General features: G+C 38.0%; 25 protein-coding genes. All 25 read right to left on the bottom strand.

Annotation, left to right across the window (positions count from 1 at the left end; all coding sequences use genetic code 11):
* Window position 1: 1 nt before the first annotated feature.
* The 25 genes from BN986_RS25995 to BN986_RS25225 all read right to left on the bottom strand — a co-directional run bounded on the left by BN986_RS25995 (window position 2) and on the right by BN986_RS25225 (window position 13340).
* A complete protein-coding gene (locus BN986_RS25995; protein ID WP_052401166.1) occupies window positions 2-256 on the bottom strand; it encodes a hypothetical protein in 255 nt (84 codons plus the stop codon).
* Window positions 257-387: 131 nt separating this feature from the next.
* On the bottom strand, window positions 388-744 hold the full coding sequence (locus BN986_RS25325) for a tail assembly chaperone (protein WP_040985538.1): 357 nt from the start codon (window positions 742-744) through the stop codon (window positions 388-390).
* A 116-nt stretch (window positions 745-860) separates the two neighbouring features.
* Window positions 861-1397 (bottom strand): phage major tail protein, TP901-1 family, encoded by a 537-nt coding sequence (locus BN986_RS25320; RefSeq protein ID WP_040985536.1) that lies wholly within the window; start codon window positions 1395-1397, stop codon window positions 861-863.
* 12 nt (window positions 1398-1409) lie between these two features.
* The gene (locus BN986_RS27280; protein ID WP_148417211.1) at window positions 1410-1592 is read right to left on the bottom strand and encodes a hypothetical protein; all 183 of its coding nucleotides are present in this window, start codon (window positions 1590-1592) and stop codon (window positions 1410-1412) included.
* A gap of 216 nt (window positions 1593-1808) precedes the next feature.
* Window positions 1809-2159 carry an HK97-gp10 family putative phage morphogenesis protein gene (locus BN986_RS25310; RefSeq protein ID WP_040985531.1) on the bottom strand — a complete coding sequence of 117 codons (351 nt, stop codon included), beginning with the start codon at window positions 2157-2159 and terminating at the stop codon, window positions 1809-1811.
* Window positions 2159-2461: a hypothetical protein gene (locus tag BN986_RS25305; RefSeq protein ID WP_148417210.1), complete on the bottom strand. Its 303-nt coding sequence runs from the start codon at window positions 2459-2461 to the stop codon at window positions 2159-2161. The genes BN986_RS25310 and BN986_RS25305 overlap by 1 nt, the downstream gene beginning before the upstream one ends.
* A gap of 2 nt (window positions 2462-2463) precedes the next feature.
* The gene (locus BN986_RS25300) at window positions 2464-2820 is read right to left on the bottom strand and encodes a phage head-tail connector protein (RefSeq protein ID WP_040985527.1); all 357 of its coding nucleotides are present in this window, start codon (window positions 2818-2820) and stop codon (window positions 2464-2466) included.
* A 2-nt stretch (window positions 2821-2822) separates the two neighbouring features.
* Complete coding sequence (locus BN986_RS25295) at window positions 2823-3107, bottom strand: collagen-like protein (protein WP_052401165.1); 285 nt, start codon at window positions 3105-3107, stop codon at window positions 2823-2825.
* Between the two features lie 67 nt (window positions 3108-3174).
* On the bottom strand, window positions 3175-4101 hold the full coding sequence (locus BN986_RS25290; RefSeq protein ID WP_040985525.1) for a phage major capsid protein: 927 nt from the start codon (window positions 4099-4101) through the stop codon (window positions 3175-3177).
* Window positions 4102-4114: 13 nt separating this feature from the next.
* Complete coding sequence (locus BN986_RS25285) at window positions 4115-4717, bottom strand: DUF4355 domain-containing protein (RefSeq protein WP_052401164.1); 603 nt, start codon at window positions 4715-4717, stop codon at window positions 4115-4117.
* A 190-nt stretch (window positions 4718-4907) separates the two neighbouring features.
* Window positions 4908-5081 (bottom strand): hypothetical protein, encoded by a 174-nt coding sequence (locus BN986_RS27275; protein WP_157037111.1) that lies wholly within the window; start codon window positions 5079-5081, stop codon window positions 4908-4910.
* 230 nt (window positions 5082-5311) lie between these two features.
* Complete coding sequence (locus BN986_RS25275) at window positions 5312-5731, bottom strand: hypothetical protein (RefSeq protein ID WP_040985519.1); 420 nt, start codon at window positions 5729-5731, stop codon at window positions 5312-5314.
* Window positions 5732-5888: 157 nt separating this feature from the next.
* A complete protein-coding gene (locus tag BN986_RS25990; RefSeq protein ID WP_081922333.1) occupies window positions 5889-6887 on the bottom strand; it encodes a minor capsid protein in 999 nt (332 codons plus the stop codon).
* Window positions 6874-8355 (bottom strand): phage portal protein, encoded by a 1482-nt coding sequence (locus BN986_RS25265; RefSeq protein WP_040985517.1) that lies wholly within the window; start codon window positions 8353-8355, stop codon window positions 6874-6876. Before BN986_RS25265 ends, BN986_RS25990 begins: the two co-directional genes overlap by 14 nt.
* 12 nt (window positions 8356-8367) lie before the next feature.
* Window positions 8368-9660 (bottom strand): PBSX family phage terminase large subunit, encoded by a 1293-nt coding sequence (locus BN986_RS25260; protein ID WP_040985516.1) that lies wholly within the window; start codon window positions 9658-9660, stop codon window positions 8368-8370.
* A complete protein-coding gene (locus BN986_RS25255; RefSeq protein ID WP_040985571.1) occupies window positions 9650-10120 on the bottom strand; it encodes a terminase small subunit in 471 nt (156 codons plus the stop codon). The genes BN986_RS25260 and BN986_RS25255 overlap by 11 nt, the downstream gene beginning before the upstream one ends.
* 66 nt (window positions 10121-10186) lie before the next feature.
* Window positions 10187-10408 carry a hypothetical protein gene (locus BN986_RS25250; RefSeq protein ID WP_040985514.1) on the bottom strand — a complete coding sequence of 74 codons (222 nt, stop codon included), beginning with the start codon at window positions 10406-10408 and terminating at the stop codon, window positions 10187-10189.
* A 262-nt stretch (window positions 10409-10670) separates the two neighbouring features.
* A complete protein-coding gene (locus tag BN986_RS25245; RefSeq protein ID WP_040985512.1) occupies window positions 10671-11120 on the bottom strand; it encodes a helix-turn-helix domain-containing protein in 450 nt (149 codons plus the stop codon).
* 91 nt (window positions 11121-11211) lie between these two features.
* Window positions 11212-11355: a hypothetical protein gene (locus BN986_RS27270; RefSeq protein ID WP_157037110.1), complete on the bottom strand. Its 144-nt coding sequence runs from the start codon at window positions 11353-11355 to the stop codon at window positions 11212-11214.
* A 5-nt stretch (window positions 11356-11360) separates the two neighbouring features.
* Complete coding sequence (locus BN986_RS26580; protein WP_074435750.1) at window positions 11361-11528, bottom strand: DUF3954 domain-containing protein; 168 nt, start codon at window positions 11526-11528, stop codon at window positions 11361-11363.
* Window positions 11529-11532: 4 nt separating this feature from the next.
* Entirely contained in the window at window positions 11533-11781 is a 249-nt protein-coding gene (locus tag BN986_RS25240; protein WP_040985510.1) for a hypothetical protein, read from the bottom strand.
* A gap of 10 nt (window positions 11782-11791) precedes the next feature.
* Entirely contained in the window at window positions 11792-11947 is a 156-nt protein-coding gene (locus BN986_RS27265) for a hypothetical protein (RefSeq protein ID WP_157037109.1), read from the bottom strand.
* A complete protein-coding gene (locus tag BN986_RS25235; RefSeq protein WP_040985508.1) occupies window positions 11944-12264 on the bottom strand; it encodes a hypothetical protein in 321 nt (106 codons plus the stop codon). The genes BN986_RS27265 and BN986_RS25235 overlap by 4 nt, the downstream gene beginning before the upstream one ends.
* Window positions 12261-12620 carry a RusA family crossover junction endodeoxyribonuclease gene (locus tag BN986_RS25230; protein WP_040985506.1) on the bottom strand — a complete coding sequence of 120 codons (360 nt, stop codon included), beginning with the start codon at window positions 12618-12620 and terminating at the stop codon, window positions 12261-12263. The genes BN986_RS25235 and BN986_RS25230 overlap by 4 nt, the downstream gene beginning before the upstream one ends.
* 333 nt (window positions 12621-12953) lie before the next feature.
* Window positions 12954-13340 carry a hypothetical protein gene (locus tag BN986_RS25225; protein ID WP_040985504.1) on the bottom strand — a complete coding sequence of 129 codons (387 nt, stop codon included), beginning with the start codon at window positions 13338-13340 and terminating at the stop codon, window positions 12954-12956.
* Window position 13341 lies beyond the last annotated feature (1 nt).

Genomic DNA, 13341 nt, shown 5'->3' with positions numbered 1-13341 from the left:
ATTAACCTCCCTTCTTATTCAGGATTTTCGCTGCCTCGACCATCCGTTTTTGTCTATTAGTTAAATTGCTTTTGTTCGGTTTGCTCGGACCTTCTAAAGACTGAATTTCTTTTTCGTAGTCAAAGAACGACTTAAAGTCTTTAAAAACAGGCTCGTGCTTTGGTTTCTTTTCGGTTCCGACATTTTTGGTTAAGGTAACTTGGTGGTTAAGCCATGCTTGCATATGCATGTCATATTGCTTATCGATTTGAGACAAATTAAAAGCCCTCATTTTGAGTGAATATTCACGCAATGAGAGCACATTAATGTCATATAAACTTGTGAAGCCTAAATAACGAAAGCAATTAATAATAATCTGCTCGTACATTTCAGCAGATGGGATTTCACTTACTTGACTTTTGCTAGTTTTTTGAAGTTTTGAAGCTTTTCTTTCAAAAAAACCGATTCTTCCATTGCTTCAGTGATATTTTTAAATAGATCATTCATCTTGCCTTCACTTGCTTGAGCCTCGATATAATTTTCAATGTCATTATTTGATGGTTTTTGATTGAGGTGTGAAGTTGCTGCTTTAATAATGTCAACCAAAATAGTTGGATTCATCAATCCTATATAAGTCATCGCTGTTTCAACCCCTGCACCAAATTCTTGACCATATTGTTTAAATGTGTGCATTTCATCTAGCTTTCGGATAAATTTCATTCCAAAAACAAGTTCATATTTCTTTTCACCGATTTGAATTTCCATAGTTGAATTCCTCCTAAGATATATAAAAATAAGTACAAAAAAGAGCGCTATTTCAGCGCTCCTAATCAACGATTAACGTACTACCGATTTCTGCATCCCCAATCGCTTGGGGTTCGTTAGGGAGTCTCGTCACCATCGTCATTTCCATTGTCTTCTTCATCTTCTGGAACAGTGTCAGTAAATGCATACTGTACTGCTTGCTCTTGTTCTTCTGTCAGTGTAGCCATACCTGTTTGTGGTTCTAACTCTACGACAAGGTTGGATTCAATGTTGGACTGCTCCTCCACATTCGCTGGATTCTCCCATGAATCAAGATATCCTTGGCAATATACTGCTGGGTATTTGCCGTCATCATCCCTTAAATCTTCATCCACTGTAACTTCCCAAACTTCCAGTCTAGATCCGGATTTAACGGCATCTTCTAACATTTCTCGAACTGGGTCATCTTTCGCCTGGATAGCTGAAATACTAACAGATGATTCTAGTTCCCCAACTTGAACAACTGTTCCGTCCTTTGTAACGATAGATTCTAGTTCACGGCTATAACTAAACGTATGCTCCGTTTGAAAGACTAGTTTAGCCGCCGCTTTATTTCTATCTGAATACTTTCTGAATAACAATATTTTATCCTTACCTTGTAACATTTCTGGCATGCTATTTCCCTCCTAATTTAAAGTAGCTTCACAGGTTAAAATCCCGTGAAGCAATGGTGTGCCTGTTGAATTATCGGGTAGCACTCTCCCGGTCGTATGATGATTCAATACTTGGTACCCGTCTGTTCGTTTTAATTTATAGAATTCATTTTTGATGGCGCTACGCATATCCACAACAACACGTCTATTCCGCATTGGATCATCTGTATAAATGTGAACATTGACTTGGTAGTCTCCGAATCTATTAAATTTGGTGCGTCTATCGGTTTCGAAGATTTCTCCGACAAAACAAAAAGGATACGGTGCTTTACTATCTGGTAGATAGTTGTACACTTCGTATCCTAGGTTTTGGCATAAAATCATTATTCTGTCGTGTAGTGCTTGGTCTGGTGATTTCCTCAATTAATCACCTCATTTCAATAATCTGTCTATATCTTTAATAAACTGTGCCCTCTGAAAGAAAAAAGCAGGTCCCACGAATGGTTGAGGTGACATAAATCTGGTACCAAATTCTAGGAATATGGAATAAAAGGTTGAAGGAGCTACTTTCGCTGTAAAGCCATTGTCAAGTATTTCCAATGTAATAGATTGTCTAGTTGCTCCTGTTGAATACCCTTTTACAAAGACTGCCTCTCTCACCATTTTCCTTTGTAGTTCAGCACCGTTTACTTTCACAGCGCGCTTAACATCATCTAATTTTGCCCGCTCTTTTAAACCTCTGGACAAATCAGCAATGCCTGTAAATCGTATAGATCCTGCCATTACACTTCACCCTCAACGTAAAAAACGCCTTTCCTGTGATCGGATTGGCGTTTCACTTGATACTTCTGCTCTTTTTTGTCACCTAAATATAGATACTCGAAATCTTTATAATAAGGGCGTTGCAGGCGTATAACAGACATTTTCTTATCTATCTGTCCGAATATCTGATTAGTGCTCTCTATACCTAGTTTATTTGCATTGCAAGGTAATGTTTTCTCATCAAGTTCACCAGGTATCCATTCGCCTTTTTCTGGGTCGTAATATCCATCGGTTTCGCTAACAAAGGTGACTCGCTTATTCATCCTCATATAAATAGCACCTTTCCACGCTTAGTGCCAGTGTCGTTATCATCATCAGCATAATCCTCAATGATGTCCATATAAGGATCTAGCTCCTTATCCAAATCATAGAAATCCATGCGGTGACCTTCTACTGATTCAGACTTGTATCCCTCTGATCCCACACGATTGAAGCGCCTCACTGTAACATCCTCGATGATATATTCCAGTTCTTCCGGAATCTTTTTGATAGTCTTATTAACTTTGCGCAATTTCCCTAGTAAAAGACTTCGAACATTCTTTATTAAAACATCCAAGACAGCGTCTTGAAGCGTGTCCTGGATGCCTAACACAGTTTTTACGTTATCTCTGATTTCAGACATGGTTATTCACCTTCTGAGGGATTTTCTAGTGCTTCAACACGAGCGACTAACGCATTCCACTGTTCTTCTGTTGGAAAACCGTCCGCTCCATCTTTGCCGTTTGTTCCGTCTTTTCCATCAGCTCCCGGGTCTCCTTTGTCTCCCTTAGCGCCTTTTGGTCCGGTTGCACCCTGTGGCCCTTGTTCACCTTGAGGTCCTTCCACTCCGTCAATTAACAGAGAAAAGTCATCACCAGTCGGCACTTTTCCAGTGCTAAACATTTCTTTTAATTCTTCTTTTGTAGCCATTTAGTTCATCTCCTAATTAATAATAAAGTCTTTTCCGATTTCCGCCTCCCCAATTGGAGACGGGTCTTTAGGGAGTTTCTTCCCCGTTGTCGCTTGCTGGCTCGATTTTAGCAAATGCTTCATCTTTAAGTACCATGAAACCAACATCCATCGTTGCACGAATAGCAATCAATTCACGCTCGAATAGGTTAATAGGCTCGCCGTTCTCGTCCACGATAGAGGACAATTGCGCTTCCTCTGAAATAGAGTAGTTCAAGTTGTACGGAATACCATAACGAACGTAATTGAAATTACCTCCAAATAATTCACCTTTTTCCATCTCGGATGATTCCAAATCAACTACTGGTGAACCATCTAGTGTATTACCGCTGCGGTTATATAAACGGACTGGATCAGTGATAGTACCATCAGCTTGTTCATATCCATCAACGATACGACGAAGCGCTGAACGGTTTTGTTTTTTAGATACATAAGCATTAATATCAAATCCTGCTTCATTCACTAAATCTGATAAATCGAAGAAGCTATCATTTGTGATATCACCAGTCACAATATGCCCGGCATCTGTAATAGACTCTTGCAGTGACTGCGGGAATGGATTATCAACATCTAAAATAGTTGCTTCGTCAAACTTTTTGTAAAATGCCTCAGCAATTAGTGGGCGTACTTGCGCAAAGAAGTCTGATAGAGTGTACTGCAAAAATTCACGTGATACTGGTACGATGACACCCAACTTTTTAGCAACCATCTTAGCCGTAAGCCATTGTGGTCTTGAAGTACGGATGACTTCACCTTCACCTACCCAGTAAGCGCCTACCCCTTCGGCTAGGTATTGGAATTCCTTCTCCTGTTTCGTCATTTCTTCATGCTGTGCTAATTGCATCATCACAGAGTTTGAAATAATTTCTTTCAGCACGAGCGTTCCTTGTTCTTTCGGGATTTCCCCTGTTTTTGCGTCTTGTAATAAGACATGATCTGGATTAAATTCTGGCATCTTTTTATTCCTCCTATTTAATTAATCTGTGTTCCTGAGCTATTTGACTAACTGATTGTGCTCTACTTTTAGCAACCGTACCGCTACCACTAGGTGGAGTTTCTTGGCGCAATGCAACTTTGACTTGAGCATTTACAGCTTCATCAAATGCCTTTTTAAATGAGTTGATATTCTCCAAAGTGCTTTCTGCGTCATCACCAAGTAAGAAATCAGCAAAATCTGATGGTAGCTTCTTCTCTTGTAAGTCAGCTACTGCATCGGATCGCAATTGAGTACGTTTTATTTCTTCCTCACGCTTTAAGAGTTCTTGTTCACGTTGAGTCAACTCTTCCTCTTGGCGTTCCTTCTCGGATAGTTTTGATAGACGCTCTTTCTCAGCAATAGCATCATCAATAGCTTTTTGTAATTCCTCTTGATGCTTTTCTTCACGCTTCTTTAAAGCTTTATCAACTGCCTTGCTGACTTCTCTATCTACATCTGATTGTGAAAATGTCGCATTATCCTGCTCTTGATCATCTTTATCGTTTTCAGTAGTTTCGTCATTTTCGTTATCGGTTGTATCCTCTTCAGCAAAGAACTGTAAATTCAATTTCAATAAGTCATCTTTTAAATTCATCTTCATTTCCTCCTAATCCCATGCAGTCATTGCCTATCAACCTTTCATGACATAAAAATAAGCCCCGTACAGTCCATTTATAGCCCGTCCAGTGCTTACCCCTATGAAACTATTCAATTGATATTTAAAGCCCACACAGTCTTAATTTTTGGCATAATAAAAGCACCTAACGCTTGTCTGCTAGGTGCGGTTAATATTCATCTTCTTTTTCTACAAATACATTATCCCAATCTAATTCAATTCCTAAAATACCTAAAATATGAAGCATGCCGCTTTGTGTTGAATTATCATCGGATACCCACGCTTCTCTGACCGCATGCTCCAACTTGCTTTTAGTTGAGTTTGATATATTTTCTAAATCCATAGCATCACCCTCTCAAATAATCAAAGGCTACTACCTGTAGCTAGGAGATAGATGGATCACCTTTCCTTTCCGCTATATCAGCTTTAAAAGTTTTAACGCCTCCCAACCCTAATGTAGGAGAAACAAAAAAACCTAATTTATGCAAAAGATAGTATCTTGTACCGTTTAAATAACATTTCCTTTGCCATTTATACTCTGAATACCATAGTTTTAATAACTTCATGATATATCTACCTTTCTGCAGTAATCTTTAAATAATCTAAAACATCTTTAAACTTTTCATAATCAACTTTTCCTCTGTATATTTCGCTAATATCGAAATATTGATACAAATCAATACCTATCCTCTCTAATCGGATTAAATCACCCATTTGCAAGATCCCACGAGAAGAAACCATATTTTTTATATCCCTAAACTGCATAGAGGTTTCTCTATCTGTCAAACTATCTTCCGGCTCCGTTTCGTCAGTAAACATATATCGTTCAGTTGGTTTTATATTGTCCAGTCCATCAACTTTAGCGATGAAAGTAACTGTAACTTTTGATAGATTATCAACGTTTGATTCTATTTTCACATCAGTAATATCATTTATCCTTTGACCATTAACAACCAGTCCGTTGTCTAATTTGACTTGGTTATAATCGCTCACCGTAATCACTCCTTACCTATTCTTTTAGTAAGTGTTTTTGCAAGTATTTTCTTTAATAGCATTTCAAGACGCCGCATGTGACCTGCATATATCAAATAATAACCAATTAAAAACGGTGCTAAGGTATAAATTGTTTTGGTTATGAAAGTTAAATCCATTACAACCCCCTACTTTCAAGATCCTTCTCAAATGCTTCACGATTCATATGAGGTGATGTAGAGCATCGACAGTGTGGATGAATTGGGTACATATTAGTTCCAATTTCCATGTCTTTAACCTTAAATATTTCGCCATCTAATGCAGCACAAACATCACATGCTGTTGGTTCTGCATGAAATTCATATTCATCAAAGTTATTCTTTTTATACGAATCCTCTTGAGCCATAGCTTGTGCTCTTGACATTTCAGTTATAAGAAGTCTTTCAGAGTTAAATTTACTACTGTTGAAGGCTTTTCTGATCTCTCTAGCTAACTCTTTGGGGTTCCTCCCTCTACTGATACCACTGCGTATAATCCTATCTAACTCAGACCTAAGAGCATCCTGGTTATCCCATAATCGTTCGCTCCAACCAGCGCTCAAGAAATCCCTGTTTACGGTATCTCTTAGTATTTTTTCTTTACCAGGAATGTTCTTTTTCTCTCTTTGGACGTATTTATCGATTTTATTTTTATCTCTACCTAAGAAACTAGCAACACCAGCAATGAAGAATATTTCTAATAGGTAATCATTCTCCACCTCGTCAACCATATACTCTTGATGCAAAAGTTCTTCCTCGTTTGTCATCACGATTAATTCATTAGTTACTTCGGCAGATAAAATGTCTATTCTTCTGACATCAGGAGAAACAATGTTCCTGTTCATTTCTTCTTTTGCTATTTCAGTGAATTGATGGGCATCTTTCAATCCTCTTAACCTATTAAAATACCTCTCATATTCACTTTTGCTAACTGTTTTCCTTGCTAAACCACTATTGATTCCTTCTTTTCCTGTATATTTACCATAAAATGCATCGATCCTATCTAAGATATTGTTAAAATATCTATCCTGCAAAGAAGCGACCTTTTTATTGTGCTTTGTTTCCCTCTGTTTTCTATCTTCAATATTCTTCTCTCTATGCTTAATGATAAAGTCTTTTAAGCTATTACTCATCATCATTCACTTCTTCTGGTAGATTTTCATTAAACAAACGTTCCGCTTGTTGATTAGTGGGCTTTTTGTTTTCTTCTTCCTTAATCTGAGTAATTTCTTCATCGGCATTTTCGATAAAAGGAAGATTACTGATCATTGTCTTTTGAGATAACTGACCACCTGCATCGGTAAACCATTTCATTTCGTTAGCGATATCTTTCGGTAAGTTCTCAGTGAATGTTATTTGCAACAGAGATACATCAAACGTACCTTCTTTTGCAATGCTCATTACGTTTTGGATTAATCTGTATCTATCACGCAGAGATCGCTTGAAACGACGTTCCTTGGCTGCACGCTTTTGTTCCATCAAGAACAGCTTGTACTTCATAACCTCACCAGACATATTACCGGCAAAGTTTTCATCACTTAGGTTCGGTGTAGCCGTGAACAAATGAATATCATTGGCTATGCGTGTTTTATATGCTTCCGAACCCGCCACGTCATATTCCTTATAGATGTATCCAGCATCTACATTTCCTTCTCCGCCATTCACATCCATTGGAGGTTCAAGATATAGCGTGTTGGCTTTTTTCATCCTTTGCGCTGCTTCAATCGGATCACTATCTGCATCATCATTACCTAATTCTAACCTTCCTTTAATAACTAACATGGCGTCGTTTAAATCTTGACTGTAATTCGCAAGGTCTGACTGCGCACTATCATACATATCGATAAGTGACAGCACGTCTTCAAAATCACCCTGCCTAAACTTGTTGTTCTCATATTCAATGATTGGCACACCGCCAAATGCATGTGATTCTGATTTAGTTTCAGTCAATTTGAAGTCATTTCCTAAGTCATATTGAACGATGCTATCCACCGTATAGACGTAAACTGTTGTTTTCTCTGTGATCGCATCATAAATATATCTAACAGCGCATAACGGCAACCTCTCTACACTGGTATCATAGACAACAAATGTATTCAGTACACTTACATCAGTAAAACGGAATTCGTCATATTGGTTACGATACAAAAGCTCATACGCTCTGCCATAGATTGATAATGCAAGAATCAATTCACTGTTATGTTCATCAGCGTCATTTACTCGGTTGATGTCTCTTAGTTGTTCGTTCGTCCCCTCATTCGGATAAGTGGTTTTCAGAGGAATCCCGACCATATACCCTTGAATAAATTGACTCACATACTTAGCAAAGTTATGAATCGCTCTGTTATCAGCGAGATGTTCTTCTCTCCTGCGGTTTTCTCTTAAAATAGTAGTATTCTCACCTTTATAATATTTCTCTAGCTCTCTGAGCCTCGGCGCTTGGTTCTCCTGATGATGCTGAATCATCTTTGATAGGTCCGGAAGATTGTCCAAGATGTCCTCTGCGCTAGTATACGTGTAATGATCGTTTGCGCTATCTGTGAATCGCTGTTTGCTTGATTTGGAGTATTTATACTCTGCTGTTTCAAATTCGTTTACTTTTGCCATGTCATCCCTCCTTTACAATCCAAGTGATTGGATAGCTTTGTAAGTTTTCTTTTTATCTTTGCCTTTACCTAAGTGGTATCGCTCCATTGAATATCTAAGAGCATCTATGATGTGATTGTTTGCATCCACTGGTTTATTAAGCCATTTACCTTCTTTGTCCTGATCAAATACATAAGTGTTGAATTCCTCGATGGTATATTCGCAAGAAGGATGAATGTATATTTTGAATCCCTGCAAGAAGTTAATTCCATGCATCACGCTATCTTTTCCCTTAACAGATGCATGGAGCCTTCTAACACCTTTAGAAACCAATTCACGAATCAATCTAGGCTCCGCACTATCTCCAGTGATTGATGCTTTCAACTTCTCTTTCTTCTGCAGCATGTTGTATATGTCTTTCGTGGTCATACCTTTTTCATAGTGTTCATCATAAATCCATATCTCTTTTTGTTTTAAGTCAACAATGGAGCTAACAAGAGTGGTCGGATCGTTTGTAAATCCGTAGTCCATTCCGTCAGTTGTTTCTTGTACCTGTTTAATCTTTTCAATTGGATCAAAGTCTCTAACCTCAAAATTTTCAAACACAAGACCTTCAGCAACGCCCCACTCTCCATCAGCAACTATTCGTGCGCGTCTTGGATTCGTACGGTATAAGTCTAAATATCTCTTCCTATCAACATCATCAAGCCATTCATTCACTCTAAAAGTGGTTGTATCCGCAAACGTGTCGTTTTCTTTTGTTTCCACATCAAAAAAGACTTTCTTAAGCCAATGTCGTTCGCTCCAAGGGTTGAACGTCACTGTTATTTGCTTAAAAAAGTCTTCATCGTCATATGTTCCACGTATTGATTCAACTACAGTACGAAACTTATCTTCTGTTTCAATCTGATATGCTTCCTCGAACCAAGCCCAGCAGAGTATGCCAACATCCACTGTGATAGATGTTATTTTCAATTCATCATCAAGACCTCTGAACAATATCTTTTGGCCAGTTGGGATATAGGTTATCTCCGGCATAGATTCATTAAACTTAAAAAGATGTGCAACCTTTAATTTATTGGCCGCCCATTTCAAATCAGTATATGTGGACTGCTTATTGGTATTGGAATATCGCCTTATGACAAGGAGATTCGCCCATTCATGTTTCATAATTCGATAGATGAAATTGATCGCTGTGTTCTTGGATTTCTTACTACCACGGGATCCTTTAACAACTCTATAAAACTGCTTGTTGTGCCAAAATCGGTTATATCCTTTGCCTATTGCTTTCGCAGGTGAAACTTTTGGCTGTTCCTTAGTCTTCATCTTCCGGCACATCCTCAACAAATACAGGGGTGATATTCTCTACTTGTTGTTTTTCAGTCCACATGGTATACCGTTTCCCTAATAACTCTAACGCTTTGATAGCATCTTTATTTTGTGTCGGAACTTGAACAATTTCTGGTTTCTTTTCAATTCCTAAGAAATTTTTATGTTCGTCAAAGGAAGGTTTTTCTGTGAGTACTACTTGATAGTCGATCGATTCACGCCTTGCTTGCTCTGTTAAACGTATAAGAATTTCATCTTGCTTCATGATCAGCTTTTCTTGCTTTTCATCCAATCTTTTTTGAATTGCCTCTTGAATGTCAACTTTAGTCAACATTCGTTGTCCTTGGGACCTCGCTGTCTTTTTACTATATCCTGCCCTTATGGCAGCTTGCGTGGCGTTTAAATCAATAATGTATTCATCTACAAACATCTGCTGCTTATCACTTAAGTTAGCCATCACATATGCACTCCCTCCTTGTTTTTAGCCATAAGAAAAAGCACCCTCGAAAGGATGCCTTAATTATTACTGATTAAATTCTTTAAGCATGTCACTTATAACCACTTCAGACCTTTTTTGGATGTCCTCTTCATCAACTAATCCTTTGTCTTTTAGTATATCGATGACGGCTTCAACTCTAGCTCTAAAAGCCATTTCCAAACTATCATCAATATGAACCTCATTCTCCATTTTATTTCTTATTTCACGACGTCTTTCTTCGCTTAGTTCTCGATTAAAATTTCCCATTTCATCCCTCCTTTTATTTACATTTTACAACAAAAAGAAAGGTTTTTCCTGCCTACTACATAATATTTATAGTGCTTAAAAAGACGCCTCATATCGGAGACGTCCTTATGTATTTTTATAAAAAAGTTGGTGCAGCCCTCATAAGGAATCTGCACCTGCTCCATAAGATATAGCCAAACACCTACATATTAATAAATATTTGATGTTTGATAGATAGGATGAACAACCTGGGATCCCTTACCTGCTCCTCCTGCCATCCAGTTTACACGCAATGCTTTTTGGTACGCATCTTTTGTTCATACTGTCCAAAGTGTTCAAAGTGTAACATCTGTAACACGATACTATCTTTTATTCTGTAAATATGGGTTCTTGATAATCCCATATGGGCAGTAATCGCACTCATGCTCAACCCATCTAACATGCATTCTAGCACAGCTTTCTCGCGTTCATCGGTAATAAGATGTATTCTCTTTTGGATAAACAATACCTTGGTTTCTAACTTATCTAGCCACTTGCTATTTTTATCACGTCTAATCACTTCCATAGCAATCGGATCGCTTGTGCCGCCTTTAGCTTTTGGCATAGTGGATTCAATACCAGATTGCGCAACCAGATTACCACCCTCATAATCCATCAGCTGCCTTTGCCTTTTAATCTCATTCAACATCCAGCTGTAATCCCTCAGTGTTTCTTCTATTTGCTTGCTGTTCATATGAATGCCCCCTCAATAAATTAAAAAAGGACAGACTGGATTCCCTCAAATCCAAATCTGTCCTCAGTTTTTCTGATAGACTGCTTGTTATTTAATTAAAGATATCTATAACATTTTTGATTAAAGCTATTACTCCATAAATGCTTGCTGATAACCATCCGACAAGTGCCACGCCGTTTAATTTAAATTCATACATATCCTCATAAAATAGTTTCTTTAAACGTTTTATTTTCATTCCTCCTATTTCACCGTATAACTAACCTCATAATGCGTAGGCTTCCCGCCTTGCCAAGTAATGACCTGCTTTCCATAGCCATTACCTGGCGTATCTAATTTCTCCAGTTTCCCCTCAGAAACTTTATATACTGCATCTTCCCTCAGATTGATTTCTACTTTGCTTGTTGTCACGCTATCACCCTTGTTCCTTAGTTTTGACTGACACAGTTGATTCGAACTCGCCCACTACTTCACAGATACGGATATTATCAGCTCTAACAGAAGTTTCATCTATCAGCTCTCGGCACCTTTGTTCCGCCTCGTTGTAGTTATCGTATTCAACTCCTCTAGAAACCCAACTGTGGCTATCAAAAAACTGCACTGTTGTTCCGCTAATGTTTTTCATTGCTGGATTAGTCCTAACTTGAATGAAATACTTACTCATATAACCCCTCCTACAAAATAACTGTCACTGTAAATGCTGCTATTGATAACATGCAGACAAACGCCATATTCTGCTGATTATCATTTCTGTTTACCTGTGGCGAAAACATAACCACGAATGATATAAATATGATGAAAATTAATACTAACTGGAATAATATAGTCACTTCACCGCCTCCAAACCAGCAATTTCAAATAAAGTCTTCCACTGCACCGGAAATAAATAATATGGGTTTTTAAAAAGCTCTCCATTCCTCTCCAAAATGATTCTGATGTTTGATTCAGGTGAACATTTGCATTCTTTATTACTGCAATATCTAATATCATGAATCCATGAAGTGAGTTTAATAATCATTTGCAACATATCTTCTCTGTCGCGTTTTATTTCTTCTTTTTGTTCTTCATTAAGACCATCAATGATTTGCAAGTCATTTTCATAACATTTGATTAACTGTTCTAATGTTTTTTCAGCCTTATCCTTCACTTCACCGCCTCCAATCGATAAACCTCAACCTCTGTGCGTTCTTCTTCTTTGTTGCATTTAATAATGCTAGATTCCATATGCTTAACTTGCCTGTCATCGTTATATACAACCTTGTTAAGAGCGTCTGTTACTCCTTTAAATAGGTTATCTATATCAGCCCTGTTTCCATGTGCATAATGCGTTAATTTAACGCCTACATCCCCATCAATGGGCTGTGTTTTCATACTCGCTTTAGCAATCCAAGCAACTTGCTTTTTATACTGGAGGTAACGCTTGGCATATTTATTGGCATACATGCTTTTTTGTGTCATTCTAACTGCTGGCACTGGCTTTAAAGGAATCACGAATTTAATCACTTAACCACCTCTTTTACATAAACAGCCTCATACCAGCTAAAATTGTGCTGCATAGGCTTAACACAGATAAAACCCTCGTCTTCTTTATTCCTGCACATTTCCAGACATTTGACTTTGTCGACGTGTTTAACAATGCTGATGGCTCTCAATATCAATCACTCCTCACTGAGTAATTTGCCTTCCTTGCACTTAACGTCTATATAATTCCACAGGACAGTATAAAAACTGCAATCTTCTAGTTTTCTACCATCGCTAGTGTAAAAGATTCCGATGCGCCGAAGTCCTCTGATAAGCTCTGATTTGCGTTGCTGTACATCGGTTTCGCTCATGTAATCACTCCTTTATTTCCCAGCTACCCTCGATCAAATCTCTGAAAGTTAGATTGTATAGCGTTAATGGATTATCGTGATTTTTTGTATGAATATATTTTTCATGTGTCCTATCTGGAGAAATCCATTTTATTCTTTTTCCTTGCTTCCAAGCTTTCACTGCTTCTTCAAACGACACATAATTAGGTTCTATACGCCATTTAACTGAATCTACTACCCCACCATCTAGCATCAAAGTTCTTTCGCCAAATCCATCTTCAAGTAGTTTTATACCTCCTGATTCACGCTTAATCACTTGTATTACTGTTCCTAATTCAGATACTTCGCCAACAGCAATCTCACCATGCTTTAATCTGTCAATCATCTGTCCCGTAGTTAGTAATTCGCTCATG

Source organism: Oceanobacillus jeddahensis (genome assembly GCF_000750635.1).
Lineage (GTDB): Bacteria > Bacillota > Bacilli > Bacillales > Amphibacillaceae > Oceanobacillus > Oceanobacillus jeddahense.
The sequence above is the reverse complement of the archived record's forward strand: the minus strand, read 5'-3'. Positions and strand labels throughout refer to the sequence as shown.

Coding starts and splice junctions, on each gene's coding strand:
- BN986_RS25255 (WP_040985571.1), bottom strand. CDS start 10,120: ATGGCTAACTTAAGTGATAAGCAGCAGATGTTTGTAGATGAATACATT.
- BN986_RS25295 (WP_052401165.1), bottom strand. CDS start 3,107: ATGGCTACAAAAGAAGAATTAAAAGAAATGTTTAGCACTGGAAAAGTG.
- BN986_RS25310 (WP_040985531.1), bottom strand. CDS start 2,159: ATGGCAGGATCTATACGATTTACAGGCATTGCTGATTTGTCCAGAGGT.
- BN986_RS25245 (WP_040985512.1), bottom strand. CDS start 11,120: ATGAACAGCAAGCAAATAGAAGAAACACTGAGGGATTACAGCTGGATG.
- BN986_RS25285 (WP_052401164.1), bottom strand. CDS start 4,717: ATGAATTTAAAAGATGACTTATTGAAATTGAATTTACAGTTCTTTGCT.
- BN986_RS25290 (WP_040985525.1), bottom strand. CDS start 4,101: ATGCCAGAATTTAATCCAGATCATGTCTTATTACAAGACGCAAAAACA.
- BN986_RS25225 (WP_040985504.1), bottom strand. CDS start 13,340: ATGAGCGAATTACTAACTACGGGACAGATGATTGACAGATTAAAGCAT.
- BN986_RS27270 (WP_157037110.1), bottom strand. CDS start 11,355: ATGAAAATAAAACGTTTAAAGAAACTATTTTATGAGGATATGTATGAA.
- BN986_RS25250 (WP_040985514.1), bottom strand. CDS start 10,408: ATGGGAAATTTTAATCGAGAACTAAGCGAAGAAAGACGTCGTGAAATA.
- BN986_RS25305 (WP_148417210.1), bottom strand. CDS start 2,461: ATGAATAAGCGAGTCACCTTTGTTAGCGAAACCGATGGATATTACGAC.
- BN986_RS27275 (WP_157037111.1), bottom strand. CDS start 5,081: ATGGATTTAGAAAATATATCAAACTCAACTAAAAGCAAGTTGGAGCAT.
- BN986_RS25320 (WP_040985536.1), bottom strand. CDS start 1,397: ATGCCAGAAATGTTACAAGGTAAGGATAAAATATTGTTATTCAGAAAG.
- BN986_RS25260 (WP_040985516.1), bottom strand. CDS start 9,660: ATGAAGACTAAGGAACAGCCAAAAGTTTCACCTGCGAAAGCAATAGGC.
- BN986_RS27280 (WP_148417211.1), bottom strand. CDS start 1,592: ATGCGGAATAGACGTGTTGTTGTGGATATGCGTAGCGCCATCAAAAAT.
- BN986_RS25990 (WP_081922333.1), bottom strand. CDS start 6,887: ATGATGATGAGTAATAGCTTAAAAGACTTTATCATTAAGCATAGAGAG.
- BN986_RS25325 (WP_040985538.1), bottom strand. CDS start 744: ATGGAAATTCAAATCGGTGAAAAGAAATATGAACTTGTTTTTGGAATG.
- BN986_RS25300 (WP_040985527.1), bottom strand. CDS start 2,820: ATGTCTGAAATCAGAGATAACGTAAAAACTGTGTTAGGCATCCAGGAC.
- BN986_RS25265 (WP_040985517.1), bottom strand. CDS start 8,355: ATGGCAAAAGTAAACGAATTTGAAACAGCAGAGTATAAATACTCCAAA.
- BN986_RS25240 (WP_040985510.1), bottom strand. CDS start 11,781: ATGAGTAAGTATTTCATTCAAGTTAGGACTAATCCAGCAATGAAAAAC.